This is a genomic window from Amycolatopsis sp. DSM 110486 (assembly GCF_019468465.1).
Classification (GTDB): domain Bacteria; phylum Actinomycetota; class Actinomycetes; order Mycobacteriales; family Pseudonocardiaceae; genus Amycolatopsis.
This window is the reverse complement of record NZ_CP080519.1, coordinates 3,085,540-3,112,494: the sequence shown is the minus strand read 5'-3', so window position 1 is coordinate 3,112,494 and position 26,955 is coordinate 3,085,540. Positions and strand designations below refer to the sequence as shown.

Annotated in this window: 25 protein-coding genes and 1 tRNA gene; 13 read left to right on the top strand and 13 right to left on the bottom strand. The window is 69.0% G+C overall.

All coding sequences use genetic code 11. The features are described from left to right. The first annotated feature begins 28 nt into the window (after nucleotides 1-28). Nucleotides 29-1,420 (top strand): glutamate decarboxylase, encoded by a 1,392-nt coding sequence (locus K1T34_RS15150; RefSeq protein ID WP_220244896.1) that lies wholly within the window; start codon nucleotides 29-31, stop codon nucleotides 1,418-1,420. An 80-nt stretch (nucleotides 1,421-1,500) separates the two neighbouring features. Here K1T34_RS15150 and K1T34_RS15145 read toward each other — a convergent pair whose 3' ends face one another. Beyond that, entirely contained in the window at nucleotides 1,501-2,568 is a 1,068-nt protein-coding gene (locus K1T34_RS15145) for an NADH:flavin oxidoreductase/NADH oxidase (protein WP_220244895.1), read from the bottom strand. Between the two features lie 72 nt (nucleotides 2,569-2,640). On the opposite strand from K1T34_RS15145, the gene K1T34_RS15140 reads away from it, so the two are divergent. Continuing rightward, nucleotides 2,641-3,267 carry a TIGR03085 family metal-binding protein gene (locus K1T34_RS15140; RefSeq protein WP_220244894.1) on the top strand — a complete coding sequence of 209 codons (627 nt, stop codon included), beginning with the start codon at nucleotides 2,641-2,643 and terminating at the stop codon, nucleotides 3,265-3,267. 15 nt (nucleotides 3,268-3,282) lie between these two features. Here K1T34_RS15140 and K1T34_RS53320 read toward each other — a convergent pair whose 3' ends face one another. From K1T34_RS53320 to K1T34_RS15130, 3 genes are all read right to left on the bottom strand, one after another. Beyond that, a complete protein-coding gene (locus tag K1T34_RS53320) occupies nucleotides 3,283-3,414 on the bottom strand; it encodes a hypothetical protein (RefSeq protein WP_255638522.1) in 132 nt (43 codons plus the stop codon). 230 nt (nucleotides 3,415-3,644) lie between these two features. Next, nucleotides 3,645-4,157 carry a hypothetical protein gene (locus K1T34_RS15135; RefSeq protein WP_220244893.1) on the bottom strand — a complete coding sequence of 171 codons (513 nt, stop codon included), beginning with the start codon at nucleotides 4,155-4,157 and terminating at the stop codon, nucleotides 3,645-3,647. Nucleotides 4,158-4,243: 86 nt separating this feature from the next. Continuing rightward, nucleotides 4,244-6,085, bottom strand: coding sequence for a prolyl oligopeptidase family serine peptidase (locus tag K1T34_RS15130; protein WP_220244892.1), 1,842 nt, complete (start codon nucleotides 6,083-6,085; stop codon nucleotides 4,244-4,246). A 40-nt stretch (nucleotides 6,086-6,125) separates the two neighbouring features. Between K1T34_RS15130 and K1T34_RS15125 the strand changes: the two genes are divergently transcribed. Next, complete coding sequence (locus K1T34_RS15125) at nucleotides 6,126-6,812, top strand: methyltransferase domain-containing protein (RefSeq protein WP_220244891.1); 687 nt, start codon at nucleotides 6,126-6,128, stop codon at nucleotides 6,810-6,812. Between the two features lie 123 nt (nucleotides 6,813-6,935). Here K1T34_RS15125 and K1T34_RS15120 read toward each other — a convergent pair. Continuing rightward, nucleotides 6,936-7,009 (bottom strand) — tRNA-Pro (locus tag K1T34_RS15120). 29 nt (nucleotides 7,010-7,038) lie between these two features. Further along, on the bottom strand, nucleotides 7,039-8,007 hold the full coding sequence (locus K1T34_RS15115; protein WP_220244890.1) for a metallophosphoesterase: 969 nt from the start codon (nucleotides 8,005-8,007) through the stop codon (nucleotides 7,039-7,041). A gap of 183 nt (nucleotides 8,008-8,190) precedes the next feature. Here K1T34_RS15115 and K1T34_RS15110 point away from each other — a divergent pair, with 183 nt between their 5' ends. Continuing rightward, a complete protein-coding gene (locus tag K1T34_RS15110) occupies nucleotides 8,191-10,194 on the top strand; it encodes a serine/threonine-protein kinase (protein WP_220244889.1) in 2,004 nt (667 codons plus the stop codon). 60 nt (nucleotides 10,195-10,254) lie between these two features. Here the strand turns inward: K1T34_RS15110 and K1T34_RS15105 are convergent, their stop codons facing one another. Together K1T34_RS15105 and K1T34_RS15100 are read right to left on the bottom strand one after the other, a co-directional pair. Beyond that, nucleotides 10,255-10,731, bottom strand: a complete 477-nt coding sequence (locus K1T34_RS15105) for a hypothetical protein (protein WP_220244888.1) — start codon at nucleotides 10,729-10,731, stop codon at nucleotides 10,255-10,257. A gap of 214 nt (nucleotides 10,732-10,945) precedes the next feature. After that, nucleotides 10,946-14,473: an SGNH/GDSL hydrolase family protein gene (locus K1T34_RS15100; RefSeq protein ID WP_220244887.1), complete on the bottom strand. Its 3,528-nt coding sequence runs from the start codon at nucleotides 14,471-14,473 to the stop codon at nucleotides 10,946-10,948. A gap of 883 nt (nucleotides 14,474-15,356) precedes the next feature. Between K1T34_RS15100 and K1T34_RS15095 the strand changes: the two genes are divergently transcribed. After that, nucleotides 15,357-15,809 (top strand): hypothetical protein, encoded by a 453-nt coding sequence (locus K1T34_RS15095; protein ID WP_220244886.1) that lies wholly within the window; start codon nucleotides 15,357-15,359, stop codon nucleotides 15,807-15,809. 76 nt (nucleotides 15,810-15,885) lie between these two features. Here the strand turns inward: K1T34_RS15095 and K1T34_RS15090 are convergent, their stop codons facing one another. Further along, nucleotides 15,886-18,033 (bottom strand): transglycosylase domain-containing protein, encoded by a 2,148-nt coding sequence (locus tag K1T34_RS15090; RefSeq protein ID WP_220247214.1) that lies wholly within the window; start codon nucleotides 18,031-18,033, stop codon nucleotides 15,886-15,888. A gap of 344 nt (nucleotides 18,034-18,377) precedes the next feature. On the opposite strand from K1T34_RS15090, the gene K1T34_RS15085 reads away from it, so the two are divergent. Further along, the gene (locus K1T34_RS15085; RefSeq protein ID WP_220244885.1) at nucleotides 18,378-18,674 is read left to right on the top strand and encodes a WhiB family transcriptional regulator; all 297 of its coding nucleotides are present in this window, start codon (nucleotides 18,378-18,380) and stop codon (nucleotides 18,672-18,674) included. 42 nt (nucleotides 18,675-18,716) lie between these two features. Here K1T34_RS15085 and K1T34_RS15080 read toward each other — a convergent pair whose 3' ends face one another. From K1T34_RS15080 to K1T34_RS15070, 3 genes are read right to left on the bottom strand one after another with little or no spacing between them, the layout of a single operon-like run. Continuing rightward, on the bottom strand, nucleotides 18,717-19,841 hold the full coding sequence (locus K1T34_RS15080; protein ID WP_220244884.1) for an ArsA family ATPase: 1,125 nt from the start codon (nucleotides 19,839-19,841) through the stop codon (nucleotides 18,717-18,719). Further along, nucleotides 19,841-20,845: an ArsA-related P-loop ATPase gene (locus K1T34_RS15075; RefSeq protein ID WP_220244883.1), complete on the bottom strand. Its 1,005-nt coding sequence runs from the start codon at nucleotides 20,843-20,845 to the stop codon at nucleotides 19,841-19,843. The genes K1T34_RS15080 and K1T34_RS15075 overlap by 1 nt, the downstream gene beginning before the upstream one ends. 22 nt (nucleotides 20,846-20,867) lie before the next feature. Further along, on the bottom strand, nucleotides 20,868-21,116 hold the full coding sequence (locus K1T34_RS15070; protein ID WP_220244882.1) for a hypothetical protein: 249 nt from the start codon (nucleotides 21,114-21,116) through the stop codon (nucleotides 20,868-20,870). A gap of 163 nt (nucleotides 21,117-21,279) precedes the next feature. Here K1T34_RS15070 and K1T34_RS15065 point away from each other — a divergent pair, with 163 nt between their 5' ends. From K1T34_RS15065 to K1T34_RS15035, 7 genes are all read left to right on the top strand, one after another. Continuing rightward, a complete protein-coding gene (locus K1T34_RS15065) occupies nucleotides 21,280-21,441 on the top strand; it encodes a DUF4177 domain-containing protein (RefSeq protein ID WP_006238837.1) in 162 nt (53 codons plus the stop codon). 11 nt (nucleotides 21,442-21,452) lie between these two features. Then, nucleotides 21,453-21,908 (top strand): RidA family protein, encoded by a 456-nt coding sequence (locus K1T34_RS15060; protein WP_220244881.1) that lies wholly within the window; start codon nucleotides 21,453-21,455, stop codon nucleotides 21,906-21,908. Further along, nucleotides 21,908-22,537 carry a hypothetical protein gene (locus tag K1T34_RS15055; RefSeq protein WP_220244880.1) on the top strand — a complete coding sequence of 210 codons (630 nt, stop codon included), beginning with the start codon at nucleotides 21,908-21,910 and terminating at the stop codon, nucleotides 22,535-22,537. The genes K1T34_RS15060 and K1T34_RS15055 overlap by 1 nt, the downstream gene beginning before the upstream one ends. 37 nt (nucleotides 22,538-22,574) lie before the next feature. Continuing rightward, nucleotides 22,575-23,720 carry a hypothetical protein gene (locus tag K1T34_RS15050; protein WP_220244879.1) on the top strand — a complete coding sequence of 382 codons (1,146 nt, stop codon included), beginning with the start codon at nucleotides 22,575-22,577 and terminating at the stop codon, nucleotides 23,718-23,720. A 115-nt stretch (nucleotides 23,721-23,835) separates the two neighbouring features. Further along, nucleotides 23,836-24,660, top strand: a complete 825-nt coding sequence (locus K1T34_RS15045) for an NUDIX domain-containing protein (protein WP_220244878.1) — start codon at nucleotides 23,836-23,838, stop codon at nucleotides 24,658-24,660. Nucleotides 24,661-24,663: 3 nt separating this feature from the next. Then, nucleotides 24,664-25,437 carry an MBL fold metallo-hydrolase gene (locus K1T34_RS15040; protein ID WP_220244877.1) on the top strand — a complete coding sequence of 258 codons (774 nt, stop codon included), beginning with the start codon at nucleotides 24,664-24,666 and terminating at the stop codon, nucleotides 25,435-25,437. Beyond that, nucleotides 25,434-25,688, top strand: coding sequence for a glutaredoxin domain-containing protein (locus K1T34_RS15035; RefSeq protein WP_220244876.1), 255 nt, complete (start codon nucleotides 25,434-25,436; stop codon nucleotides 25,686-25,688). The genes K1T34_RS15040 and K1T34_RS15035 overlap by 4 nt, the downstream gene beginning before the upstream one ends. Before the next feature lie 60 nt (nucleotides 25,689-25,748). On the opposite strand, the gene K1T34_RS15030 is transcribed toward K1T34_RS15035, so the two are convergent. Next, nucleotides 25,749-26,951 carry a carboxylesterase family protein gene (locus K1T34_RS15030; protein WP_220244875.1) on the bottom strand — a complete coding sequence of 401 codons (1,203 nt, stop codon included), beginning with the start codon at nucleotides 26,949-26,951 and terminating at the stop codon, nucleotides 25,749-25,751. Nucleotides 26,952-26,955 lie beyond the last annotated feature (4 nt).

Below are 26,955 nucleotides of genomic sequence, written 5' to 3'. Positions count from 1 at the left end.
GCCGGGGTGCGGCAGTACGGTCGCAAGCATGGTGCTGCACAGCGGGGAACAGAACGGATCGAACCGTCAATCGGGCACGAACCCCATGTACGCAGGGGCGAATCCCGCCCTGGCGGCCGACTTCGTGATGCCGCACAACAAGCTTCGCGACACGTCGCTGCCGCCGGACACCGCGTTGCAGCTCGTGCGCGACGAGCTGATGCTCGACGGCAACGCGCGGCTCAACCTGGCCACGTTCGTCACCACGTGGATGGAGCCACAGGCCCGCGACCTGATGGCCGAGTGCGTCGACAAGAACATGATCGACAAGGACGAGTACCCGCAGACGGCCGAGCTCGAGCGGCGCTGCGTGAACATCCTCGCCGACCTGTGGCACGCACCCGACCCCACGGACATCATGGGCTGCTCGACCACGGGCTCGTCAGAGGCGTGCATGCTCGCCGGGATGGCGCTGAAGCGGCGCTGGACGAAGCTCGGCCGTACCGGGAAGCCCAACCTGGTGATGGGCGTGAATGTGCAGGTGTGCTGGGACAAGTTCTGCGAGTTCTGGGAGGTCGAGCCGCGCCTGGTGCCCATGGACGGCAACCGCCTGCACCTGTCCGCCGAGGAGGCGGTGAAGCGCTGCGACGAGAACACCATCGGCGTCGTCGCGATCCTCGGGTCCACTTTCGACGGCAGCTACGAGCCCGTCGCGGAGATCGCCGCCGCGCTCGACGACCTGCAGGGCCGCACCGGCTGGGACATCCCCGTCCACGTCGACGGCGCGTCGGGCGCGATGATCGCGCCGTTCCTCGACGAGGACCTGGAGTGGGACTTCCGCCTGCCGCGCGTCGCGTCGATCAACACCTCGGGCCACAAGTACGGCCTGGTGTACCCCGGCGTCGGCTGGGTCGTGTGGCGCGACCGCGAGGCGCTGCCGGAGGAGCTGGTCTTCAACGTCAATTACCTCGGCGGCGACATGCCCACGTTCGCGCTGAACTTCTCCCGCCCCGGCGCCGAAGTAGCGGCGCAGTACTACACGTTCGTCCGCCTCGGGCGTGAAGGCTTCCGCGCCGTGCAGCAGGCCTCGCGCGACGTCGCGCTCCACCTGTCCGACGCGATCGCCGACCTGGGCCCGTTCCAGCTGCTGACCCGCGGCGACCAGCTCCCGGTCTTCGCCTTCACGACGAAGCCCGAAGTCACCGGCTACGACGTCTTCGACGTGTCTCGCAGACTCCGCGAACGCGGCTGGCTCGTCCCGGCCTACACCTTCCCGGAGAAGCGAACCGACCTGGCGGTGCTGCGCGTTGTCGTCCGCAACGGCTTCACCCACGACCTGGCCGATCTCCTGCTCGAGGACCTCCGCCGGACCCTGCCCGAGCTGGAACGCCAAACCGAACCCCAGCACGACGCGGCCACCTCGACGGCCTTCCACCACTAACGCGGCGGGCCGCACTCAATCGCGAGTGCGGCCCGCGTCCGGCGATGGATCCCGCGTCGGTCAGACGTTCACGGGCCGGGTCAGCGGCGCGGCTTCGCCCGCAGGTACTGGTCCGCCCACTTCACCTCGGCGCCCAGCGCGTGCGCCGCGCGTTGCGGCCAGTGCGGGTCACGCAGAAGGGCGCGTGCGAGGAACACCGCGTCGGCCGAGCCGGTGGCGACGATTTGTTCCGCTTGCTCCGGTTCGGTGATCATGCCGACGGCGCCGGTGGGCACAGCGGTCTCGCGGCGGATGCGTTCGGCGAACGGCACCTGGTAACCCGGGCCGACGGGGATGCGGGGGTGAGGCACATTTCCGCCGGAGGAGACGTCGACGAGGTCGGTGCCGCGGTCGGCCAGGAGCTTCACGAGGTGCACGGAGTCGTCGGGGGACCAGCCGCCGTCGGCCCAGTCGCTGGCGGAGATGCGGGCGAACAGGGGCACGTCGGGGCCGATCTCCTCGCGCACGGCCTCGGTGATCTCGAGCGCGAGGCGGGTGCGGCCCTCGAAGTCGCCGCCGTAGCGGTCGGTGCGGGAGTTGGACAGCGGCGAGAGGAACTGGTGGCCGAGGTAGCCGTGCGCGAGGTGCAGCTCGAGTACGTCGAAGCCGGCGGTGAGCGCGCGACGGGCGCCGGCGGCGAAGTCGGCAGGGATGCGCGCGACCTCGTCGGTGGTCAGCGGACGGGCGGGGGCGTAGTCGCCGAAGGGCTGGTCGTCGGCGCCGACGCTCTGCCAGCCGCCGTCGGACGCGGGCACGCTGCCGGTGCCCTCCCACGGCCGTCTCGTGGACGCCTTGCGCCCGGCGTGCCCGAGCTGCATGCCGATCGCCGTGCCGCGCGCGTGCACGAAGTCGGTGATCCGGCGCCAGGCGGCGACCTGCTCGTCGTTCCAGATGCCCGTGTCCTGCGGGCTGATCCGGCCTTCCGGGGTGACGGCGCTGGCTTCGGTGAGAATGAGCCCGGCGCCGCCTACGGCGAACTGTCCCAGGTGGACGAGGTGCCAGTCGTCGGGCACGCCGTCGGTGGCGGAGTACTGGCACATGGGCGAGACCCACGCGCGGTTCGGCAGCGTCAGGCCCCGCAGGGAAAGGGGTTCGAAGAGTCGGCTCACGATTCGATGAAACACCCAGTGGTGGTCGTCTCGTCCCGGCGCGGGGGCGTACTCGCGAGTAATGTCTGAGGCATGGGTCTTGCCGCAGACGAACGCCAGGCGTTGAGCACACTCTTCGAAGAGGTCGGCCCCGACGCCCCGACCCTGTGCGAAGGCTGGGCGACGCGCGATCTCGCGGCCCACCTCATCGTGCGCGAACACCGCCTCGACGCGTCGCCGGGCATCATGGTGCCCGCACTCGCCGGCTACACCAAGCGCGTGCAGGACGGCTACGCGGCCAAGCCGTGGCCCGCCCTCGTCGACCAGGTCCGCCGCGGCCCGGCCTGGTACTGGCCCATGGCCATCGGCCCGCTCGACGAGCTCACCAACGGCGCCGAGTTCCTCGTCCACCACGAAGACGTCCGCCGCGCCCAGCCCGGCTGGGAACCCCGCCCGGCCGACCCGCCTCGCGACGAGGCCGCCTGGCGCCTCGCGCGCCAGTCCGCGAAGCTCAACCTGCGCAAGGCCCCCGTCGGCGTCGTCCTGCGCCACACCGACCGCCGCTCCGCCCAGGTCAAGTCCGGCGACCCCGTCGTGACCGTCACGGGCGACCCCGTGGACCTCCTGCTGTTCGTCTTCGGCCGCGACGCCGTCCACCTCACCTACGACGGTGACCCCGCGGCGGTCGACCGGCTGCAGGCACTCAGCCGCGGTATGTGACCCGGGTACGGCCGCTCAGACGTCGAGGTGGCGAGTGTCGCCGAGGCTGACGAGCTGGTGGCCGTGGAAGTAGTCGTCTTCGCGCAACGTGGTGATGCTGCCGGAGGACGCCCGGAAGTTCATCTGTCCCACCGATTCGACCGGCATCCCGATCCAATGCGCCCCATGATCCATTTTACCGGGGTGGGACGACAAAACCTGCTGATCAGGCAAGTTGTCCACAGGTCGCCACAGTTGTGGACAACTCGCGCAACCGCGCGTGCGAAGGGCTCGGACCGCACGCGGGTGATACCTCGACACGAGGTCAATCAGGCAGCTCAGCGGAGTTGTCCGGCAGCCGATCACGAAGCCGGACGGCGGAGTCAAGAACAAAACACCTACCCAGCCCGCAGCCGCGAAGGCCACCGAAACTCCAACGGCTCCGCCTGACGACTCCACACATCAACCAGCTCCGCCAACAACTCCACCGCCCCGCGGATATCGGCATCACCAAAGGGATACGGCTCCGCCCGAATGACACCCCAAGCCTCTCGCGCAGCGGCAAAAGGCGGGCGCCGGCGATGTTCCACCGCGTGATGCAGTACGCCGACCAGGCTCTCGGCCACCGCGATGGATCCCGAAGCCGCCTTCAGTACCCGGCGGCTGCGCTCCCGGGCGTCGTGGCGTGGTTTCCCCTGTAGCACACTCATATTGTCGAACACGCCGCCCGCCGCGATGCAGCCGAAGATGCCGCCGGGCAAACCCAGCGAGCGTTCCACGGCGGCGTGCGCGAGGTCATGCGGGACGCGAAACTTGCGCGAATACGAAGGTAACCCGAGCACAACCCCGTCTTCGCGGGTGATGCGCGTGAAGGTCTCGCCGCGGGGGTCGTGCTCGAACACCAGGTCCACAGGCCGAAGCATCAACCCCGGAAAGCCCGGAACCAAGCGAATTTCCCTGGCCGGAGCCCGCGGAAGGGGCTCCGGCCAGGGGCAAATCACCGCAAAGCGCGCAACGCGAAATCCACTTCGATCGACGTCTGCTTGATCGTCTCGGCGATCACGAGGGAGCCGTGGCCGGCGTCGTAGCGGTAGAACTCGTGGGGCGCGTCGCGGGCGCCCAGGCGGTCGAGGTAGTTCTCGATCTGGCGGATGGGGCAGCGCGGGTCGTTGTCGCCCGCGAGGATCAGCACGGGGGCGGCGACGGCGTTCACGTAGGTAATCGGCGAACATTCCTTGTACACCGCTGGCACATCCTCGGGTGCGCCGCCGAACAGAGCGCGATCGAAAGAGCGCAGCTGCTCCATCTCGTCCTCGTACGCGGCGACGTAGTCGGCTACCGGCACGCCCGCGACGCCCGCCGCCCAGCGCGTGGGCTGGGTGCCGAGCGCGAGCAGGGACAGGTAGCCGCCCCAGGAGGCGCCGTTGACGACGCACTTGTCCTTGTCGGACAGTCCACTTTCGACAGCCCAGTCGTGCACCGCCGCGACGTCTTCGAGCTCCGTGAGGCCCGGCCGGCCCTCGATGGCGTCGCGCCACGCGGAGCCGTAGCCGGTGGAGCCGCGGTAGTTGACCTCGACCACGGCGAAGCCGGCGTCGAGCCACGTGGCGCGGTAGGCGGAGAAGCGGTCCTCGTCGGCGGCGTGCGGGCCGCCGTGCAGAGAGAACACCGTGGGCAACGGGCCGTCGGGCGCGCCGGCGGGACGCGACACCAGCGCGTGGATCTGCCCGCCGACGCCCTCTACGAACGCGTCGGTCACCGGCGACGAACCGGGCGCCTGGTCACCCGGCGGCGCCAGCAGCACGGCGTCGGTGCCGTCGGTCGCGCGGCTGCGCACCGCCGTCGGCTCCGCGGCGCTGGACCACGAGTACTCGATGCTGCCGTCGGGCCGCACACCCGCGCCGCCGATCCGGCCGGCCGGGGTGTCCACAGAGGACAGCGAACCGTCGTCGAGGTCGAATCGGTACAGCGAGCTGCGGCCCTGGTGGAAGTGCACCACCAGCAGCGCGCGGGCATCGGGGTACCAGTCGGCCACGACCTCGCCGGGCAGGTCGATCTCGAGCTCCGTCTCGGTGTCCGCGCGGACGTCCCAGATCAGCAGCTCCTCCCGGCCGCGCCGCTCGTGCAGCACGAGCAGCCGCTGGTCGCCGGGCAGCGGCGAGAACTCCAGCGCCGAAAGGCCCTTGCCCTCGCCGTCGTACTTCTCCGCGACGGTCGTGAAGCCGTCGGTGGCCAGCACGCGCAGCGCGGGATGGCGTGAGTCGCCGTGTTCGGAATGTGAGATCGCCACCAAGCTCTCGTCACGAGAGAGCGACGCGATGCCGGCGTCGTCCGGGTGGCTGTAGAAACGCTCGGTCTTGTCGCCGATCTTCGCGAACAGCGCGCTGCCGTCGTCGGTCGAGACGCCGACCGCGATCACGCGCGAGCCGAGCTCGAGGCCGGCGGGGTAGCCGTCGTGGACCTCGGGCAGCGGTTTGGTGGCGGCCGAGTTGTCGCCGTCGAACGGCTGGCTCACCCAGGAGCCGAACTCGTCGCCGTCGGTGTCGTCGAACCACCAGACGGCCGAGCCGTCGGGGGCGGGGGTGGCGTGCAGGGTGCCGTTGGGCCGGTCGGTGACGCGGCGGTGACTGTCGGTGGCGCGATCCCACGCGTAGACCTCCCAGACGCCGCTGGCGTTGGAGACGTACACGTTGGCGTCGGGGGCGTCGCGGGCCCATTCGGGCACAGAGATGCGGGCCGAGTGGAAGCGGGCTCGCCAGCGGGACTCGGCGTCGGCGTCGGCGAACAGGCGGTCGGGGACCACCGCGGGCGGATATTTGTTGCCTGACTGCGTGCTCACCCCTCGATCCTGCCACCCTGGTGGCCGTACTGTGTGCCGGGTGCTGGAGGGATACACGCGGGACGCGGCGTCGAGGAGTGCGGCACGCACGGCGGTGGAGCGGGCGGCGTTCGCGCAGGCGCTCTTCACGCCGGGCATGCGGGTGGTCGACCTGGGCTGCGGGCACGGCACGATCACGCTGGGTTTCGGGAGCGGCCAGTCCACAGTGGACTACGTCGTGACCGACCCGCTCGACCTGCCGTTCCCCACGTCGTCCGCCGACGTCGCCTTCTCCCACGCCCTACTCGAACGCCTGCCTGACCCCGCGGGAGTGCTCGCCGAGCTGCACCGCGTGCTCCGGCCGGGTGGCCGGCTGGCGCTGTCCACTTCGGACTGGGGCCGCGCGCGGCTGCGCCCGAAATCGGCCAACGTCGACGCGGCCCTGCGCGGCTACTACCTGCTGCTGCGGCGTTCCGGCGCCAACCCGTTCGCGGGCCGGACCATTGCCGACCAGGTGTCCGACAGTGGCTTCACCGAGGTCGTCGCGCGGACCCGGCACCGCTCCGACCTGGCGTACCGGGATCTGGCGTCGTTCGTCGAGCAGGCACTGGCCACGGCGCTCGCGGATCTGGACCACCCGGACCGCGACCAGCTCACGTCCGCCGCGCGCTCGGCCTACTCCTGGACGCGCACGGCCGGCCCCGGCGACTTCCTCCAGTGCTGGACGGAACTCACCGCCACGAAGTGACACACCGTCTTCGGGGGTCCAGGGGGCGGAGCCTCCCTGGCGGGGGTCTGGGGGTTCGATCCCCGGAGATCACACGCGAAACGAAGGAAGGCCCCCGTCGCGAGACGAGGGCCTTCCTTAACGTCGGGGTGGCGGGATTCGAACCCACGACCTCCTCGACCCGAACGAGGCACGCTACCAAGCTGCGCCACACCCCGAGGTACTGCTTAACGGGTCGTGGAGAAGTTTAGCTGACGGTCCGAGCGGGTTTGCGCGGGGTTGCCTTACGGCTTTCGGCGGCCCCGGATCCGCGCGGAACCAGCGTCAACAGGCTCGCTTCCGGCGGGCAGGCGAAGCGCGCGGGCGCGTACGGCGACGTGCCCAAGCCCGCCGAGACGTGCAGCCACATGTGCGCGCCCCAGCGGGAGGCGCCGCGGGCGCGGGTGCGGTCGAGCTCGCAGTTGGTCACGAGGGCGCCGTAGCCGGGCAAGCGCAGCTGGCCGCCGTGAGTGTGGCCGGCGAGGACAAGGTCGTAACCGTCCGTGGCGAACGGGTCGAGCACGCGCGGCTCGGGCGAGTGCGTGACACCGAGGCGGACGACGGCGCCCGCGTCAGCCGGGCCGGCGATCTCGCGGTAACGGTCGCGGTGCAGGTGCGGGTCGTCGAGACCGGCGGCGAACACGGCCTGGCCCGCGACGTCGAGCGTGTGGCGCGAGTGGGTGAGGTCGGTCCAGCCGTGCTCGACGAACGCCGCGCGCAGATCGCGCCACGGGAGCTTCGTGCCGTGGATGCGCTTCTTCTTGCCCTTCGGCATGAGGTAGCGGGCGGGGTTCTTCGGCTTGGGCGCGTAGTAGTCGTTGCTGCCGAAGACGAACACGCCGGGCCGGTCGAGCAGCGGGCCGAGCGCGCGCAGCACCGACGGCACGGCCGTGCGGTGCGAGAGGTTGTCGCCGGTGTTCACGACGAGGTCGGGTTCGAGCCGGTCCAGCGCGGCCACCCAGCGTTGTTTCGCGCGGTGTCCGGGGAGCATGTGCAGGTCGGAGACGTGCAGGATCGTGAACGGCTTCGAGCCGGGCGCCAGCACGGGCAGCTCGGCCGTGCGGAGGGTGAACCGCCGTCGTTCGACGCCCACGGCGTAACCGAGTGTCGCGGTCCCGAGCGCGAGGGTCCCCACAGCGAGCTTCTTGGCGGTACTGGTGTTACTGAGCGTGCTCACAAGGCGAGGATACGTGGTCGGCGTGTTCCTGGGCTTGCGGGCAGCGATGATCACCGAGCGTGCTTTTGGTATCCGATCGCGTGCTCAACAGTTGGGTGACACCGGCCGGTTCCTGGGAACGGGCTGGTTAGCATCTGCGTCGGCCCGAGTACGGGTGACAAGCCGGGGGGCTTGGGGAGAACGATGGAACAGTTCGGGCCGTACCGGATCGAGGCGTTGCTGGGCCGCGGCGGGATGGGCGAGGTGCACCGCGCCTACGACACCACGCACGACCGCGTCGTCGCGCTGAAGCGGCTTTCCGACGCGTACGTGGCCGACGAGGCGTTTCGCGCGCGCTTCCGGCGCGAGTCGCAGGTGGTGGCGCGGCTGCGCGAGCCGCACGTCATCCCGATCCACGCGTACGGCGAGATCGACGGCCGGCTCTACCTCGACATGCGCCTGGTCGAGGGCCAGGACCTGAAAGACCTGATCGCGGTGGGACCGTTGACCGCCGTACGCGCGGCCGGCCTGATCACGCAGGTCGCGAGCGCGCTCGACGCCGCCCACGCCGACGGCCTCGTGCACCGCGACGTGAAGACGTCGAACATCCTCGTCACCGACGGTGATTTTGTGTATTTGGTCGACTTCGGCATCGCCCGCTCGATGTCGGGCGCCGTGACGTCGATCACGGGCACGGGCAACGTGATCGGCACCCTGGACTACATGGCGCCGGAGCGATTTGGCGACAAGCCGCTCGACGGGTCCGTCGACGTGTACGCGCTGGCTTGCGTGTTCTACGAGTGCCTGACAGGCCATCGGCCGTTTCCGGTGGACGGCGCCGTGGCACAGATGGGCGCTCACCTGACCGCTCCGCCGCCACTCCTGTCCGCCGCGCGACGGGACCTGCCGCGCGCTCTCGACGACGTGGTGTCACGGGGGATGGCGAAGGAACCCGCCGACCGCTACCCGACAGCGGGCGCCTTCGCGGCGGCGGTGACCGCGGCGCTGGCGGACGCGTCGGGGCCGACGGCGTTGAGTGCGGAGACGAGTGCGCCGGTTTGGCAGCGGGGGGAGCTTGGCGGCGGCTCGCCGGGGCCGGGGTCGGCTGCGGCGGGTTCCGGATCAGCCGGGGCGCCGGGTGCGCCTGGATCGGTTTCCGGCTCGGCTGCCGGGCCGGATTCGGGGTCGGCTGGGTTGGGTGCCGGAGCGCCGAGCACTCCGCCTCCGAGTGCGGTCCTTCCCGACACGCTCGCCGGAGCGCCGAGTACGCCACCGCCCGGGTTTTCGGCTGGGCCGAGCACGTGGGCCGGGCCGCCGTCGGGGGTGTTCACCGGTGGGCACGCCTTCCCGAACGGTCCCGCGACGTCCGCGGGCGTTCCGGCGACATCGTTGAACACGCCGATCCCCTTGGCTTCCGGGGCGCCGTCGTGGCAGGGCGGGCCGCCTCCGCCGACGCGGCCGGCGCCGGTGCCACCGCGGAAGTCGCGCAAGGGGGCAGTGATCACGGCGGTGGTGGCGGTCGTGGTGGTGGTCGCGGTCGTCGCGACGGTGCTGATCATCCGCAGCCAGGGCCAAGCCGAGGCGGGTGGCGGCACGTCGACCCCGCCGTCGACGCCGTCGTCGAGTGCGCCGGGTCCGCCCAGCACGGACAACGAGACCACCACCCCGAGTAGTCCGTCCAGCCCTCCGTCGTCGTCGAGCGGCCCGCCGAAGTCAGCGAACGCGCCCAACGGGAATGTGCCGGTGCCGGCCACCTACCAGGGCGGCGGTTGCACGTCGGCCCAACCGGTGCAGGGCGCGACCGGCGCGGCGTACTGCACGAAGTCGCTCGCCGGCGATTTCCGGTCCGGAAACGTCATGCTCCACCAGCCGACTCAGGCGCACTTCAACCAGTTCCCCGACGAAGCCACGATGGCCGCCTTCTTCGAAGGCATGGTTCAGCTCCGCGACCTCACTCGCGACGACGACCACGGCGGCTGCGACCCCGTGAAACACCCCGGAATCTGGGGCTCCTACAACCGGTCCGGTGCCAACGTTCCCCACGCCGGCGATTTCATCACCTGCTACGACGACACGTTCGTCTACACGGACGCCCGCACCCACACCCTCGGCGTCCTCGTCTTCGACGGCGTGTCGACGCCCCAGGAGCGCGACCGGATGTACCTCTGGTGGAACGAGGTCATCCTTCAAGACCTGCCGAAGTTCTGACGCCGCGCCGGCTCACCCGGTGACCCTCCTTCTGAGTAACCGTGGAGAACAGGGTGGCAGTCAGCCGGTGAGCTTGACGTCCCGATCCACCGGCACGCTGTCACTCGGGTCGGGCAAGCCAGGGGGGCAGGTCAGGTCGGCCATTTCCACTGAGCCGATTCGACCCACCTCGCCGGAGTAGGACACGCAGAGCCGCACCGCGTACTGCACGTACTGTCCGACGAAACCATCACCCACCAACGCGAGAAACGCAAAGCGGGCGGTGAACCGGCCGGTGACCGGGACGTCCTTCTCGAGCAGCACAGTGGCACCACCAGTGTTCCATTTGAGCAGGACATTCGCGACGGCCCGCTCAATCGACTCTGGTGTGCGCGGAGTTGCGCCGCGCAACTCGCCGAGCGCGCCTGAAGCCTTCTCCCGCACGGCGCTCGTGGCAATCGGTTGTAGCTTGTCAGCCGGACTGGCACAGGCGGTACCGCATACCGCCAGCACCATCAGGCCGCACGCGCCGGCCAGCATCCTTCGCAAGCGCATCACTCCGAAATTGTAATGCCACGACGTCTGGTCTGGTGACGATCGCGGAGCTCAAGGGGGCTGACGCACCGCGGGCATTCCTCCGCCGTGGAAGGAGCCGAGGGGCTGTTTCGCAGCCCGGACCACTGCACTCTCGTCGCGACGTCCAAGCCGGAAGGGGCCGCAGTTCGATGCCTGCGGCCCCTCGTGGCCGTGGAGCTTGGTCTCTGGCTGCGGATTACGCAGCCGCGAGCGTCGACGAAGCGACACTCGCGTAGACCTGAGCACCCTGGACCGTCGGATGCAGAGTCTGCTGCGATACAACCCCGATCGTCCCCAACTGGAAGATTGGGCTGTCCCCGCGCGTCAGCGACAACACGATCCGGTGGATGACCTCGGTGCCTTCTGGTGCTCCGGCGGCGTCGTCACCGCACGCACCTCGGCCCTTGAAAGCCGCTCGCGGATCAGCCCAGACCGCGTTTGTCCCGGCTGACTTCGCGCTCGCCACTGCCGAGCCGAGTACGTCGTCGAGACGGTTGTTCATCTCGGTGATCCACGGTGCCTCCTCGGTGCCGATGCCCGGAATGCATTCTCCGGACAGTTCGAACAAGATCGGGTAGCCCATTACCAAGATCCGGGCGTTGGGTGCCTTGAGCTTGACCGCGTCGAGTACGTTTCGCAGCTTTGCGCCGATCCCGTCGATCACCTTCGGTTCGGCCGACGAGAGTGGTTCGCCGTCGTTCTGGAAGACCTCGTCTTGGCACAGCGAAATCGAAGTGATGCACTGCTGGAGCAGCGGCGTGAATCGGGCGTCGTTGCCACCGATGGAGAAGGTCACCAACGACGTGTTCTGGTCGAGGTAACCCTGGTCAAGCTGCCTGCCCTCTTGGTACTGGCCTGAATCACCCGGACCGTGAACCGGCAGGAGCATGTCTGTGGTCGCGCCGGAGCAGGCGGACATGTGGTAATCCAGCGAGACGTCAAACGAGTCCATGCGTGACCCGACTGTGCGGCCAGGGTTGGCAGGAGTCACCATCTGCCGGGCCCACGCGTTTGGCGAGCGGTGGCACGCGTCGCGCAGCTTGGGGTTGTCGCCGTGGCCGTCACGGCCGTCGTGGTCGCTGGAACGGTAGTAGCTCCAGGCGCCGTTCACCGGGTCACCGCTGGCTCCCTCACCCGAGGCGTAGGAATCGCCGAGTGCGACCAGTTGGTCGCCCGGCTTGCCCGGCAGCGGCTGGAAGGCGAGCGCGTCCCAGGGCACGTCCCGGATGTCGTCCTCCCAGGTGTTGTCGACTGGCGAGTGGATGAAGTTGTCCAGCGACACGCTCGGGGTGCCGTGGAAGTTGAACGCGCCGAGAGACTCCCAGTGCCCAGGTGCCGGGTTGCGCTCGTCGTCGAGATAGTTGCCTTCGACAATTGAGCGCGTGGGCGAAGTGGAGTCCGAGCCGTTTACCGTGTAGGACGCCTGCGGCGTGCGGGCTCGGTGATCAGGGATATACACGAGCACACGAGCCCAACCACTGATCTGCCGGTCGAGGGTCCACGTACCAGTGATCCGGTGTATGGCGCTGTTCGGGCTGTCCTCGTTCCACGCATGAGCACTCCACATGTGCCCGCCGAACCCGCCGTCGATCTGATGGAAGTCGATCTTAGACGGGTAATGGCCGGTGTTGTCCGCTGCGAATTTGAAGGTGAGTGAACCGTGATTGGTCCAGTTCTTGGCGCAACCGCGAGCTGTTGTGACATCAGCCGGCACATCGTCGATGATCAGTGCATTGGATGGCAACGTCGAGGCACCGGAGCAGTCCGGCCGATACAGCAACTGTGAGGCCGGGAGAGCCGGTTCGGGTGTACCGGGCGCGTAGTGCACGTTCTCGCCGCCGCATGCGGTCGGGCAGTTTGTCCAGCTCGTGGACGTGTGCCACCAGCAACGCAGGTCATCACGCAGGCAATGGCTGCCAGGGTCGCTGGGGTACTGCGCCGGCTTGTGGATCTGGTTCATGTCGCATTGCACTGAGGCGGTGCAGAACGTGCCCAGCGGCGGTCGCTGGGGCGTGCCGCTGTTCGGCCAGAGCGCAGGCCGATAGGCGGCACCATACGTGCCTGCCTTCCAATCAAGCCGGAGCAGTGGGTGCTTCGCCCAACCGAGTACGCGCTCAGGATACGTCCAGTGGTTGGGGTATTTTGCGTCGTCGTAGCTGGCGTCGAGGAAGCCGTCGCGGTCAGCGGGGTAATCCTCGTTGGCCATGTTGTTGCTCCAGCCGAGGCCGTAGGCGCCGTTTGAGCCTGCTTCACCCGGTGCGTGCCAGCCACTGTTGTAGGCCCAGAGTGCGTACCACCAGTTTTCGATCTTGCTGGGGTCGCCGTCGTTGACGACGATCCCGAGCTGTTTCATCTGATTCCATTTGTCGATGAGGATGTTCAGGCCGGCGGCGATATTGGCCGCGTAGTCGACGGTCAGCGCGACCTGTTCATTCGGCTTATATACGGAAGTTCCTTCGGCTATCGTCATGCCAGTCGTCACTTGGGTCGCGCCGTAGCCACAATCGACATTGCCGAAGTCAACGCGATCGACGCCGACACCTTTGCCGTAGAAGCCACCCTGGTTGAAGTTGCCGCTCTCACCATCAACGGTGTCCATGCCGGACTGCCAGATGTTCGACTCTTGCGCCATGACTCCGAGCAGCACCTGTGCGGGAACCTGTCCGCCGCCGACGAGTTTGTGCATCGCGAACATGCCTTCCGGGCTGTATGCCGGCAACGTCGACCCGTTCCAGCCCGTTGGGCGTTGGATTGTCAACTGTCCCTTCACGGCCAGATCAGCGGCCCACTCGCCCATCTCGGGCGTGGGCTGCAGTGACTGGATCTTGGGGTCGTTGCGGGGAACTGCGCACGCCCGGTCAGGGTCGGTCGTGGTGGTAGATGGATCGACCGCGGCGGATTTCTTTCCCCCTGTCGACGGTGTGCCGATTGCGGGCGAGACAGCTCGCCCAGCCGACGGCATCAGGGCGTTGGGGTGCACCGCGAACTGCGGCCGGGCACCAGTTTTCAGTACCTGGGTGCTGATCGTTACTGGCGTCGGGTCGCCAGGATGGTCCGGCGCGCTCTCGACGTTGGTCGCCGACAGGACCGCGAGTGAGCCTGTCGTCGAAAGATCGGCGTCGATCGGCACGTCGGCGGCCTGCCAGTCGCGCGGCAGCGGCACCCTCAGTCGCGTCGCTGCCGGACCTTGCACGGTCACACGTCCGGCGATCTGGCTCACCCGTACGGAGTCCAGTGGCGCCAGAGCGATCCGGGCGTCGCCGGTTTTGGTGTACCGGTGAATCTCAGTACCGGCCGGCGTTCGGATCTCGTAACCGACCCCGCCGTCCTTGTCCGCACTCAGACGGAAAGGTGTGTCGGTGGTATCCGCGACATGCTTCAGCGTCCCGTCGGCGCTCACGGTGGCGAGGCCATCCGCGGCGGCGGCAAGAACGCCGTCCCCGAAGGGCACTGCGGACGTGACCTGGCCAGTCGCGTCGACCTGTCGGACCGTCTTCGCGGTGGCGGCGTTCACAGTGACGAGCTGCGACTTGTAGGTATCGCCGGCGGTGAAATTTCGGGTGAAGACGACCTCGTCGCCCGCGCCGCAGCCAGGGTTGTAATAGGCGAGGTTTACTGTGAAAGGCAGTTTGTGGACACCGCCGCTGCTCAAGTCGACAATGGCGGTGAGACCTCCGGCCCGAAACAGGTCTTCGTGGTTGACCGCTTCACGCGGTGCGTACACGACTGCAGCGAACCGGCCAGACGCGGTGACGCAATCCTGTCCGATCCATTCGCTGGTCTCGGAACTGGTTCAGTGAGCGTTGCGGCAGTGCGCCAGGCGTAGCCGTCTTTCGCGTCGGCCACGAGGACATGGAACCCGGAGGTGTCGCCCGCAGTGGTCACCGCGCGGTCGGCTGATTCGGTCCAGCCCGTGCCGAGCACGGCGGACCGGTCGGCCGGAGGTACGGAATCACGAATTTGGGCTGGCGTCGCGGTGGGTTCTGTTCGGGCGGGGGCCGCGGAGGCTTGCGGGCTTGCCAGCCCGCAGACCAAGCCGGCTGCCGCCAAGACGGCCGCCCAACGCGATCTCCGACGAGCACGGTTCATGGGATGCGCCTTCCTTGGTGGGTGTGCGGCGCGGGACGCGTCGCACACGCGATCGGGATTGTGCATCTGAGCCAATCCCGTTCGGGGGTTGCTGGCCCTTGTGCCTCAGGCGCGAAGGTTCGGCTGTGTCCACGACTGCGATTTCACACGTGACGTTTCTTCGCGCGTGGCGGATGCATTCGGCGCGCCAAAGTGCCGGGCCGGACGTCAGTTTGAGAATGCGAGGACTACCCGGCCTCCTCCCTGGACCGGGTGTCATGTGGCTGCTGCGCGAACAGCGAGCTTGTCGAGTAAAGCCGGAGGTCGGGTCTTGATCAAGAGTCCGTTGGAGTGATCAGCGTTGCGACTTTGGTAAGTTTTCGGACATTTTTCCGCCACCCGACTGGAGTATTGATCATGGACGTCCTTTATGGGTGAATCAGTTGGCGAAAGACGCTACATTGCTGCGCATTTGGTCTTCGCTCTCTTTGCGTTACGTCTTTTGCAGAATTTCATAATGTTGAAATTGGGAGGGATCAATGTCTTTTGGTGCACGTCTGACGCGAAGACTTTTGACTGCGATGGGAGTCGTTTCACTCGCGGCGGGGCTCTTGACGACTGCTGTTGTCGGTGAAAGCTCGGCTGACACGGCGGTGCCGCAATCTGCTCGATCGGTGAATGCCGCGTACCACACTTGGGCGGCCGATGTGAACGCCCGTGGTGGTGGCGAGTTGCATTGGTCTCAGTGCGCGAACTACCCGTCGACAACCAATTGTGACTGGGTCATCGGTAAGGTCAGCCAGGACTGGGGTCTGGATGTGATCTGCCAGCGCGCAGGTCAGACGATCGGTGGAAATCCTTATTGGGTGTTGGTTGACACGCACGTTCCCGCAGGTGCGTATGCATATCAAGCCTGGATTGCGAACTACTACATCGACTACCCCAGCAACCAATTGCCCGTTCGCACCTGTAATGGTGTCGAGGGGATCTGACGTGAGATGAACGACGGCGACGGATCCGGGCCGGAGATGCTCGGATCCGTCGCCGTCAGCGAGGGAGTGATGCGCACTAGCGACCGGTGTACTTCGGATCCTCGGGTGGCAGCTGGGCGATCGGCTGGTCGGCCATGATGTTCTTCATCGCGCCGAACCAGGTTTGGGCCGGGCTGAGGCCACCGAACATGTTGCCCTTGTTGCAAGCAGTGACGTTGCCGACGCCGTTGTAGCAGAGGCCACCGGTGCCGCCTTCGGGGCGGAAGACCATGGCGGCGCCGGCCATCTGGGGCGTGCCGGCGACGAAGGTTGCAGAGCCGTTGTTCTGAGTCGTGCCGGTCTTGCCCAGGATGGGGCGGTTCCAGTCCACTGCGGCTGCGGCCTTGGCTGAAGTGCCGCCGGGCTGGTCGTCCCTGCTCATGCCGACGACCATTGTGTTGGCCAGGCCCTCGGGCACGGCCTGGCTGCATGCCTCTTCCTTGTACGGCACTGCTTTCCCGTTGCGGTCTGCGATCCCTGCCAGCGGCGTGGGCGGGCACCAGACGCCGCCGCTCAGGAGAGTTGCCGCGACGTTCGCCATTTCCAAGCCGCTGGTCGGGCTGAAGCCGAGTGTGAACGCGCCGAAGCCGGGTGTCTTGTCGTCCGGCCCGTATGCCTTGGCCTGGCTCACGCTCTTGGCCGGGTCCTTCGGGTCCACCGGGCCGCCGCCGGTGTTGCTTGCCATCGTGTTGCGCATGCCGAGCCGGACAGCCATGTCGATGCCGGGCGCGGTGCTGCCCAGCCTGTCCTCCAGTGCCACGAAAGCGGTGTTCGGCGAAGTCGCCAATGCGCCCTGAAGCGTGTTCGAGGCGCCGTAGTGTCCGGCGTTGCCCACGCAGTACCAGCGGGAGCGGTACGGCAGGCCGGTGGGCGGGCACTGGTCACCGCCACCGGGGAACACGTGCGACGTATAGCCGTCCCCGACAGGGATGTTGCTGTAGATCCCCGCGATTCCCTTATCCAACACAGCAGCCGTTGTGAAGATCTTGTAGCTCGACCCCGCCCCACCCGTGTTGTACACACCGGACGGCAGTGCAAACGTCGTCTGTCCCTGATCCGCGTCGATCCCGTAATCCCGGTTCGCCGCCAGCGCCACCACTTCATGTCGCGTTTTCCCGGGACGCACCAACGAAAGCGTGTTCGCCACGTTTTTCTGCGTCTTCTTGACCTGCGTCTCCGCCGAGACCTTCGCCTCGTGGTTGGCCTTTTCGTCCAGGGTGGTCTTGATCGTGTACCCACCCGTGTACAGGTCGTCCTTCGTGAAGCCCGCCTTCAGCAGGTAGTCCTCGACGTACTGGCAGAAGAAGCCGTTCTCCGGGCCGGCGCCGGTGCAGTTCGACGCGGGCTTGGCGGGGGCGTCGGGGACCACGCCCAGCGGCAACGCCTTGAAGCGCTCCGCATCGTCCTTCGCGAGCTTCCTGTTGTCCACCATGCGGTCGAGCACGAGGTTGCGGCGAACGGTGGCCTTGTCCGGGTGCTTCCACGGGTCGTCGTTGATCGGGTTGTTCACGAGGCCCGCGAGCAGCGCCGCCTGGGGCACCGTCAGTTTCTCGGGCGTGGTGTTGAAGTACGCGTGCGCGGCGGCGCCGATGCCGAAGATCTGGCGCGAGAACTCGACGATGTTCAGGTACCCGGCCAGGATCTGCTGCTTCGACAGCTTCGTCTCGAGCTGAATGGCGATCCGCGCTTCCTTGAGCTTGCGCGCGAGCGTCTGCTCCTGTGCCTTCTCCTGGCCGACCTTGTCGCCTCGATAGACCACGTTGATCAAGTAGTTCTTCACGTACTGCTGCGTGAGCGTCGAGGCACCCTGCGTGTCGCCGCCGGTGCTGTTGGACACGGCCGCGCGCAGCGTGCCCTGCCAGTCGACGCCGTGGTGCTCGTAGAAGCGCTTGTCCTCCACCGACACCAGGGCCCACTGCATGGCCTCGTTGATCTCGTCGGCCGCCACCGGGATGCGGTACTGGTCGTACAGCGTCGCGATGGGCTTGCCGCCCGAGTCGGTGATCGTCGTCACCAGGGGCGGCGGGATGTCGGCGAGGTCGGACGATGTCTTCTCCACCGTCTCGCTCGCCTGGTTCGACGCCACACCGGCCGCGCCCACCACGGGGAACAGGATTCCGGCGACCAGCACCCCCGCGAGCAGACAGAGGCCGATGAGCTTGAAGAGACCGTCCGTTTTGCGCACGAAGGCCAGGGTACTGAAGGCCGGTTGTGCTCCCGTTACCTCACACCCGCCAGGGGTCGACAGCCGTGACAAAACGGACCCCATGAGGTGACTTCCGGTAACGGAATGCATGCTAGGTCTTGGCGGGGGGAACCGCGGGCCCCTACAGTCCGTCAACGTCTCACGAAAGATTTTTTGCCGACCGACGGCCCAGTGCGAGTGGGAGCTCCTCTGGACCGAACGGCGGCAGCGGCACCGGGGAGGTGCCGTCACCGACGTGAGAGCAGAGGGAGACACGCTCGCGGGGGTGGGAGCGGGAGCTTCACCTTCGCTGGTGTCGAACACCAGGGTAGGGAGCTGGGGGTATGGAGACCAACCAGTCGAGCTGGCGCATGAGCGCGTCATGCCGGGATGCAGATCCCGACGGGCTCTTCGTGCGCGGCGCCGAGCAGAACCGGGCGAAAGCCGTGTGCATGGGGTGCCCGGTTCGCACGGAATGCCTCGCCGAGGCACTCGACGGCCGGATCAGTTTCGGTGTCTGGGGTGGCATGACCGAACGCGAGCGCCGCGCATTGCTGCGCCGGCGTTCCGACGTCACCAGCTGGGCCGAGCTGCTGGAAGCCGCAAAGCGTGACGCGGTGGAAAGCGCGCAGGTCAGCTGACCGGCTCGTGAGTGGCTGAGCCGAGCTCAGTCACTCACGGGCTCAGTCACTCACGAGCTTGGTCCCGATGTCGCGCAGACCTTCGAGGTCGTGCACGTCACCGGCCAACGCCGGCACTCGCACCAGCGGCACTTCAGGATGTGCTTTCGTGAACCGCGCCAGCAGCCGGTTCTCCCGCTCGGCCAGCGCCACACGGTCGGCGTGTAGCCGCAGCACGGCCTCGGCCAGCGGCGCGCTCGTGCCGCCCTTCTGCAACGACTCCGCGGCCGCGATCGCCTCCGATGCCGAAAGCGACGCGAGCACCGGGTGTGTCCGGTTCGCGACGAGACCCGCGAGCGGCATCGACTCACCCGCGAGCCGCTCGACGAAGTACGAAGCCTCGCGCAGCGCGTCGGGCTCCGGCGCGGCGATCACGAGGAACGACGTGCCGCTGGAGCGCAGCAGCTCCGCCGTTTTGCGCGCCCGCTCGCGGAACCCGCCGAACATGCTGTCGAAGGCCTGCATGAACGCCGACGCGTCGGCCAGCAGCTGCCCGCCGATGATCGTGGACACGGCCTTCGCGAACATCGAGAACCCCGCGCTGACGACCTTGCGCAGCCCCCAGCCGCCCGCCTTCGCGGGGCCGGTCAGCAGCCGGATCATGCGCCCGTCGAGCGCGCTGGACAGGCGCGTCGGCGCGTCCAGGAAGTCGAGCGCCGAGCGGCTCGGCGGCGTGTCGACGATGATCAGGTCCCAGTCGTCGGTGGCGGCGAGCTGGCCCAGCTTCTCCATCGCCATGTACTCCTGCGTGCCGGAGAACGACGTGGAAATGGTCTGGTAGAAGGGATTCTGCAGCAGCTGCTCCGCGCGCTCCGGGCCGGCGTGCACGCGCACCATGTCGTCGAACGTGCGGCGCATGTCGAGCATCATCGCCCACAGCTCGCCCTTGGGCTCGAACCCTTCCGCCCGCACCTGACGCGGGTGGTTGCCCAGTTCGCGCAGCCCCAGCGCCTGTGCCAGCCGGCGCGCCGGGTCGATGGTCAGGACCACCGTCTGCCGGCCGCGCTCGGCCGCGCGCAACGCGAGCGCCGCCGCGGTGGTCGTCTTGCCGACGCCACCGGAGCCGCAGCACACGATCACGCGGCTCTCCGGGTCGTCGAGCAGGGCGTCGACGTCGATCAGCGTCATCAGCGCACCCCCTGGTCCAGCAGCGCTTCCGCGAGGTCGTAGAGCGACGCCACGTCCACGCCGTCGGTGACCTCCGGCAGCTCCAGCGTCGGCAGGTCCGCCTCGGCGAGCTGCTCACGCGCCCGCTGCTCGGCGGCCACGCGCACGGCGTGCTCCACGGTCTCCTCCACCAGCGCGTCGAGCGTCTCGTCCGGCAGCTTCAGCCCGGCCGACGCGAGGCCCGAGCGCACGCGGACGGCGTCGACGCGACCGTCGGCGGCCGCCGTGACGGAACGCGCTGGCAGACGCGGCGGGCGCACGCGGTTGACCAGTACCGCGCCGGGGCGCAGGTCGGCGCCGTCGAGCTCCGCCACGGCCTCCACCGTCTCGCGCACCGGCATCTCCTCCAGCAGCGTGGTGAGGTGGATGGCGGTCTCGCCCGAGTGCAGCAGCCGCACGACGCCGTCGGCCTGGCCGCGGATCGGGCCGGTCTTGGCGAGGTCGGTCAGGGCCTTGGTGACGTCGAGGAACTTGACCACGCGGCCGGTGGGCGGCGAGTCGACCACCACGGCGTCGTAGGTGTGGCGGCCGTCGGACTCCGTGCGGCCGACGCACTCCTTGATCTTCCCGGTGAGCAGGACGTCACGAAGACCCGGCGCGAGCGTGGTCGCGAACTCGATCGCGCCCATCCGCCGCAGCGTCCGGCCGGCGAAGCCCAGGTTGTAGAACATCTCGAAGTACTCGAGCAGCGCGGCCTCGACGTCGATGTGCAGCGCGCGCAGCTCGCCCCCGCCGGGGACGGACGCGATGCGCTGCTCCGCGTACGGCAGCGGCTCCGTGTCGAAGAGCTGGGCGATGCCCTGGCGGCCCTCGACCTCGATCAGCAGCACCCGGCGGCCCTCGCGCGCGAGGGCCAGACCAAGCGCCGCGGCGAGGGTGGTTTTGCCGGTGCCGCCCTTGCCGGTGACGAAGTGCAGCCGGGCCCGGGTGAGCTCGTCGGGCCAGCCGGCGGAGGGTGTGGTCACACCGTCAACACTAAACCGGCGCTCAGCTGGCGAGCACCATGACGCCGACCGCAGCCGCGACCGCCGCGACGAGGATCCAGGTGAGCGCGCCGGGCAGCACGGTGAGCGTGAGCACGGCCACCACCACCAGCGCCGTGAACGTGATCGCGCCGCCGACCGCGACCCGGGCCGAGCTGTTCACGTGGTCGCGCACCTTGGCCATCACCACGAGCACGAGCGGCAGCCCGGCCGCGGCGAGCAAGGCGGTCGCGACGATCCGCCACGTCTCCACAACCCCCACGCTAGCGAGTGCCGCCGGTGTGAAGTGGACCACATTCACCGACGGTCGGTGAGTCGTTCACCTGGACGGGTGCACCTGTGTTCCCCTGAGCGGCCCGGCCGTTCGACGGCGGTGGCCATGACCGCCCTTGCCCGCTTGGCTACGCTCCCGGGTCATGAGCGCCACCAAATGGGAGTACGCGACCGTCCCCCTGCTGATCCACGCGACGAAGCAGATCCTCGACCAGTGGGGCGAGGACGGCTGGGAACTGGTCACCGTGTTGCCGAACCCGAGCGGCGAGCAGCACGTCGCGTACCTCAAGCGCCCGAAGAACTGAGGGGACCCGTCGTGACCTGGACTTCCCGGCTCGCCGAGCTCGGCATCGAACTGCCCGGCGTCGCCGCGCCGCTGGCCGCCTACGTGCCGGCCGTGCAGAGCGGCTCGCACGTCTACACCTCCGGCCAGCTGCCCTTCGTCGACGGCACGCTCGCCGCGACCGGCAAGGTCGGCGCGGAGGTCAGCCCCGAAGAGGCCAAGGGCCACGCCCGCACCTCCGTGCTCAACGCGCTGGCCGCGGTGCACGCGCTCGTGGGCATCGACTCGGTGACGCGGATCGTCAAGGTGGTCGGCTTCGTCGCCTCCGCCGAGGGCTTCACCGGCCAGCCCGCGGTGATCAACGGTGCGTCCGAGCTGCTCGGCGAGATCTTCGGCGACGCGGGCAAGCACGCCCGCTCGGCCGTCGGCGTCGCGGAGCTGCCCATCGGGGCGCCTGTGGAGGTCGAATTGATCGTGGAGGTGAAGTGATGGACCCCGACATCGAACAGTCCCTGCACGAGCTGCTGATCCGGCTCGCGGGCCGCACGCCCGACCAGCTCCTGTGGCGGTTCCGCGACTGGCTGGGCGAGGGCGCGATGGGGACACTCGCGCGCACGCTGCCCAGGTCTTTGCTTAAGCACAGGATCGATTTGGACCAAACCGAGTACCGCCTGCTCGTCGCGGGTCTGATCCCGCACGGCGCCGACTGGCACCAGGTGAGTTCCACCCTGGGGGTAGACGACGTCACCGAGACCAGGTACACATTCACACCGAGTGCGCCCGAATGGGTGAACTCAGTCGACTCTGTGTCCGTCTTGCTCCACGCAACGTTGCGAGGACGCGCGGACGTGGGGGAAGTGCGGCAAAGCTGGCGACACCTCGGTGTGGTCGGTGAGGGTGGGGCCAAGCGAGTCCTGCTGGTGACGGCGACGTCCGGGCTGCCGAGGCTCACCGGCGAACTGCAGCGCGTGCTGCGGGTGCTGGGGGACGAGGAACCGAGCGTCGAGGTCATCCCACCGCGCTTCGACCTTCCTGGGTACCACCGGGCCGCGCTCGCCAATTCCGAGCTGGTCTGCGTCGGCGCCGCGGGTTCCGGTAATCGACTCGTCGCCGCTTAACGCTCGAGCCGCCAGGCGAGCTGGGAGGAGCAGAGCAATGGTGGAGGTTCACGAAGGCCCGCCTATGGACGGGTTCTCGGTGCCCCTGCGCCTGCACAACTTGTTGCTGGCCCTGGCGGGCCGCATCGACGACAGCGCGCTCACCGAAGCGCGCGAGCTGATCGCCCGCGCGCACATCGACGAAGCCGTGGAACTGACGACCGGCACGCTCATCGCGGGCCGCATCACCGTCAGCTCGGCGGAGCAGCGCGAGCTGGCGCTGGTGCTCGAGATGAGCCGGTCGGACGCGACGCTCGCCAACGACCTGCTGGTCGACGAGGCCGAGCAGGTCCACAGCCACCGCTTCACCGGCGACAACCAGCCGGAGTTCGGGCTGGCCGAGGCGCTCGACCGCACCTTGCAGGTGCTGCCGGACGTCCGCTCGGTGCACGCGGTGTGGCGCAACACCCCGGCGGGTTCCGTGCCGGGTGCGCTGCCGCAGCGCGTGGTGCTGGTGGAGCTGGGCCCGGAGGGCAACCCGCCCGCGGTCGCGTTCCGCGTCGACACGGCCCTGCGCCGCGCCGGCATCCGCTCGGTCGTCGAGGTCAGCGGCCCGGGTGTCGCGCGGTCCGCCTACCACCAGTCGGCCGCGTCCGTCGCCACGCCGGTGTGGGTCACCGGCAGCACGCACACGACGACCTCGGACTACCGGCCCGAGCCGGTCGTGACCCCGCCACCGGCTCCGGCTCCGGCACCCACCCCGGTGCCGACGCCCGTGGTTGAGCCGGTGGTGATGGAGGCCCCGAGCCGGCACAGCATCCGGCAGGCGCCCGAGGCCGTCGCCCCCGTGGTGCCGATCGTGCAGAACGCGCCCACCCCGCAGGTGGACAACTCGCGCAAGTCGCGGTCGGAGACGCGCGCCGAGCGCACCGCCGACCTGACGCCGGCCGAGGTCGCCCAGCTGCGTCAGGCGCTGGCCGAGGACCCTGAGAAGGGCCGCGAGATCGCCGCGGGCAAGCCGAGCATGCACGAGGTCGTGGAGCTGCCGGCGCTGGATCTGGACGACCCGAGCCTGTCGGAGCGCGACCGCGCGCTGCTGCGCGAGCTGCACGAGGAGCTGGCCGAGCGCGAACGCGCCGAGGCGGCCCGGTTGCGGCTCAACGGTGCGTCCCGTTCGGGTGGCGACCGCTGGTCGTCGTCCTGAGGTTCTGACGTTCTTATCGCAGCCCCGGGCCCCGCGTGGGTCCGGGGCTGCGGTGCGTCGGTGACATGTCACAACTTGTGGGCGTGAGGTCACTGGTGCGAGGTATGTTGCCTCGGTGGATCGGCCGCGTGAGTTCCTTTTCGACATCCCCGTAGGGGCCGGAGTCAGCACGAGGGCGAACGCCGACGGCCCACCCGTGAAGCCCAAGGACGCCGCCACGGTGATCCTCACCCGCGACGGCGCGGACGGTCTCGAAGTCTTCCTGCAACACCGCGTGAAGGGCATGCCCTTCGCCGGCGGCATGACCGTGTTCCCCGGCGGCGGGGTGGATCCGCGCGACGCCGACGCGTCCGTCGCGTGGGCCGGACCGCCGCCGAGCTGGTGGGCCGCGCAGTTCACGTGCGACGAGAGCCTCGCCCGCGCGCTCGTGTGCGCGGCCGTGCGCGAGACGTTCGAGGAGTCCGGCGTATTGCTGGCGGGCACGGAAGACGCGGTGGTCGCCGATGTCGCGCCGTACGCCGAAGCCCGGAAAGCCTTGGAGAGCCGGGAAATCTCGCTCGCCGCGTTCCTCGCCGACGCCGGGCTGACGCTGCGAGCGGACCTGCTGCGACCGTTCGCCCACTGGGTCACGCCGCCGCAGGAACCGCGCCGCTACGACACCCGCTTCTTCTCCGCGAAGCTGCCCGAAGGCCAGCGCGCGGACGGCGCGACCTCCGAGGCACACGCCACGGGTTGGCAGCGCCCGTCGGCCGCGATCGGCGACGCCCGCGAAGGCCGCCGCATGCTGATGCCCCCGACGTGGCTCACGCTCGTCGAGATCGACGAGTTCGCCACGGCCGAAGCCCTGCTGGCGGCTCCGCGCGAGATCGTGCGGACCATGCCGACGCTCATCAAGGAAGGCGACCGCTTCCGCGTCGTCCTCGACCCGACGGAGGTCTGACCGGTGACTGCTCCCGCGTACGGCGTGCTTCGCCGCGTCTCCGAGACCGCGCAGGTGCTGCTGGAGAACAACCCGTCGACGATGACGCTCGAGGGCACGAACAGCTGGTTCCTGCGTGGTCCGGACGCGTCGGCCGGCGTGGTTGTCGACCCCGGGTACCACGACCTGGAGCACCTGGAGAAGCTCGCGGCCATCGGCGCCGTCGAGCTCGTGGTGCTGACCCACCACCACGCCGACCACGCCGAGGGCGCGCCGTGGTTCGCCGAGCGCGTGGGCGCTCCGATTCGGGCGTTCGACGCTTCGCTGTGCGTCGGCGCTTCGGCCTTGGCCGATGGTGAGGTGTTCACCGCGGGCGGGCTCGAGTTCCGCGTGCTGCACACGCCCGGGCACACCGACGACTCCGTCTCCCTGCACGTCGCCGGCCAGATCCTGACCGGCGACACGATCCTCGGGCGCGGCACGACCGTGCTCAAGGACCTCGGCGACTACCTGCGCTCGTTGAGCAAGCTCATCGAGCTGCCCGACGGCACGCCCGGCCTGCCCGGCCACGGCCCGGAGCTGGCGGATCTGCCCGCGACCGCGCGCGAATACCTGGCCCACCGGGAACAGCGGCTGGACCAGGTGCGTTCCGCCTTGAAGGTGCTCGGGGCCGACGCTTCGCCACGACAGGTGGTCGAGGTGGTCTATGCGGACGTCGACCGGGCGCTGTGGGCGCCTGCCGAAATGAGCGTGCGGGCGCAGCTGGACTACCTACGTGCTTCGGAGGACGGGCGATGAGTGACGTCGAGGTCGAGTTCTACTGGCGGCCGGGCTGCGGCTTCTGCGCGGCGCTGCGGCGGCCGCTGATGGCGAGCGGCCTGAACGTCAAGGAGATCAACATCTGGGAGGAGCCGGGTGCGGCCGAGCGCGTGCGCGAGGTGGCGAACGGCAACGAGACCGTGCCGACGGTGATCGTCGGGTCGACCGCGATGGTGAACCCGTCGTTCGCCGAGGTCGAGGCGGCGGTGAAGGCTGCTTCGGCGGCCTGACGGCTTGGGGAAGGGCCGCTCACCGGGCTGGTGAGCGGCCCTTGTCGCACTCGGAACTGATCAGAACGCGGTGAGCAGCGGGGTGTCGACGACCGGGCGTTCGCCGTGGAGGAACTGGGCCCACACTCGGCGGAGGTCGTTGATCTCGGGCAGGCCTTCCGGGGCACCCGCGAGGCAGGCGGCTTCCGGCGCGGCGTCGTGCGTGCCGAAGAGGAACGGGACGTCGAGGCAGTGGCAGGCGCCGTACGGGTTGCCGGGGGCGGACCAGTCGAAGCGCATGAGGGTCGCGTCTTCGCCGAGTTGCTTGGTCAGCCGTGGGAGGTCGCCGCTGAAGAGGGCGGCCGTCTGCTGGTCGACTTGTGCTTGGGGCGCCGCGGGATCGTAGGCGCGGACTTCGTCGCGAGTCCAGCTGACGAGCGCGCGGCCGGGTTTCGCGGCGGCGATCAGGTCTTCGGCCACGGGGTCGTGGTCGGCGACGAGCTGGAACGGCGGCACGATCCCGGTCTTGACCTGGGCAGCGAGTGTCTTGAGGCCGTCGATCAGCTGCGTGGCGGGCATCTTGATGAGCTCTTCCGCGGTGCTCGCGCCGAGGGCGTGGAGGTACTTCTCCGCCCAGCCCGCGGCTTCGTCCGGGGTCTGCGGCGGCAGTCCGACCGGCGCGCTCTGCAGCCCGATCTGGTGCACCAGGCCCTGCGCGCGAGCCGCGGACCAGAGGGTGAGCGTCGACTGCGCGCCCGCCGACTGGCCGGCGAGCGTGACGCGTGACGGGTCGCCGCCGAAGGCCGCCGCGTTGTCGCGCACCCACTCCAGCGCGGCGAGCTGGTCGGCGATGCCGAGGTTGGGCGGCGCGACGCCGTCGAGCGGCAGGAAGCCGAACACGCCGAGGCGGTAGTTGAGGGAGACCACGACGACGTCGGCCTCGTTCGCGAGGCGCGTGCCGTCGTACCAGCCCTGGCCGCCTGAGCCGGTGAGGAACGCGCCGCCGTGGATCCACACCAGGACCGGGCGCGAGCCGGTGGTCGAGGGCGTGAAGACGTTGAGCGACAGGCAATCCTCCGACTGCGCCAGCGTCATCGGCCCGACGACGGGCTCGAGCCGCGACGGCAGCTGGACCGCCGCCGGGCCGGGTTCCAGCGCGTCGCGCACGCCTGTCCACGCGGGGGCTTCGGCCGGCAGCTGGAAGCGTTCCTGACGGGCGTAGGGGATGCCGCGGAACGCGCCGCCGGCGCCGCGGACCAAGCCGGCGGTCGTCTCGATGATCATCACG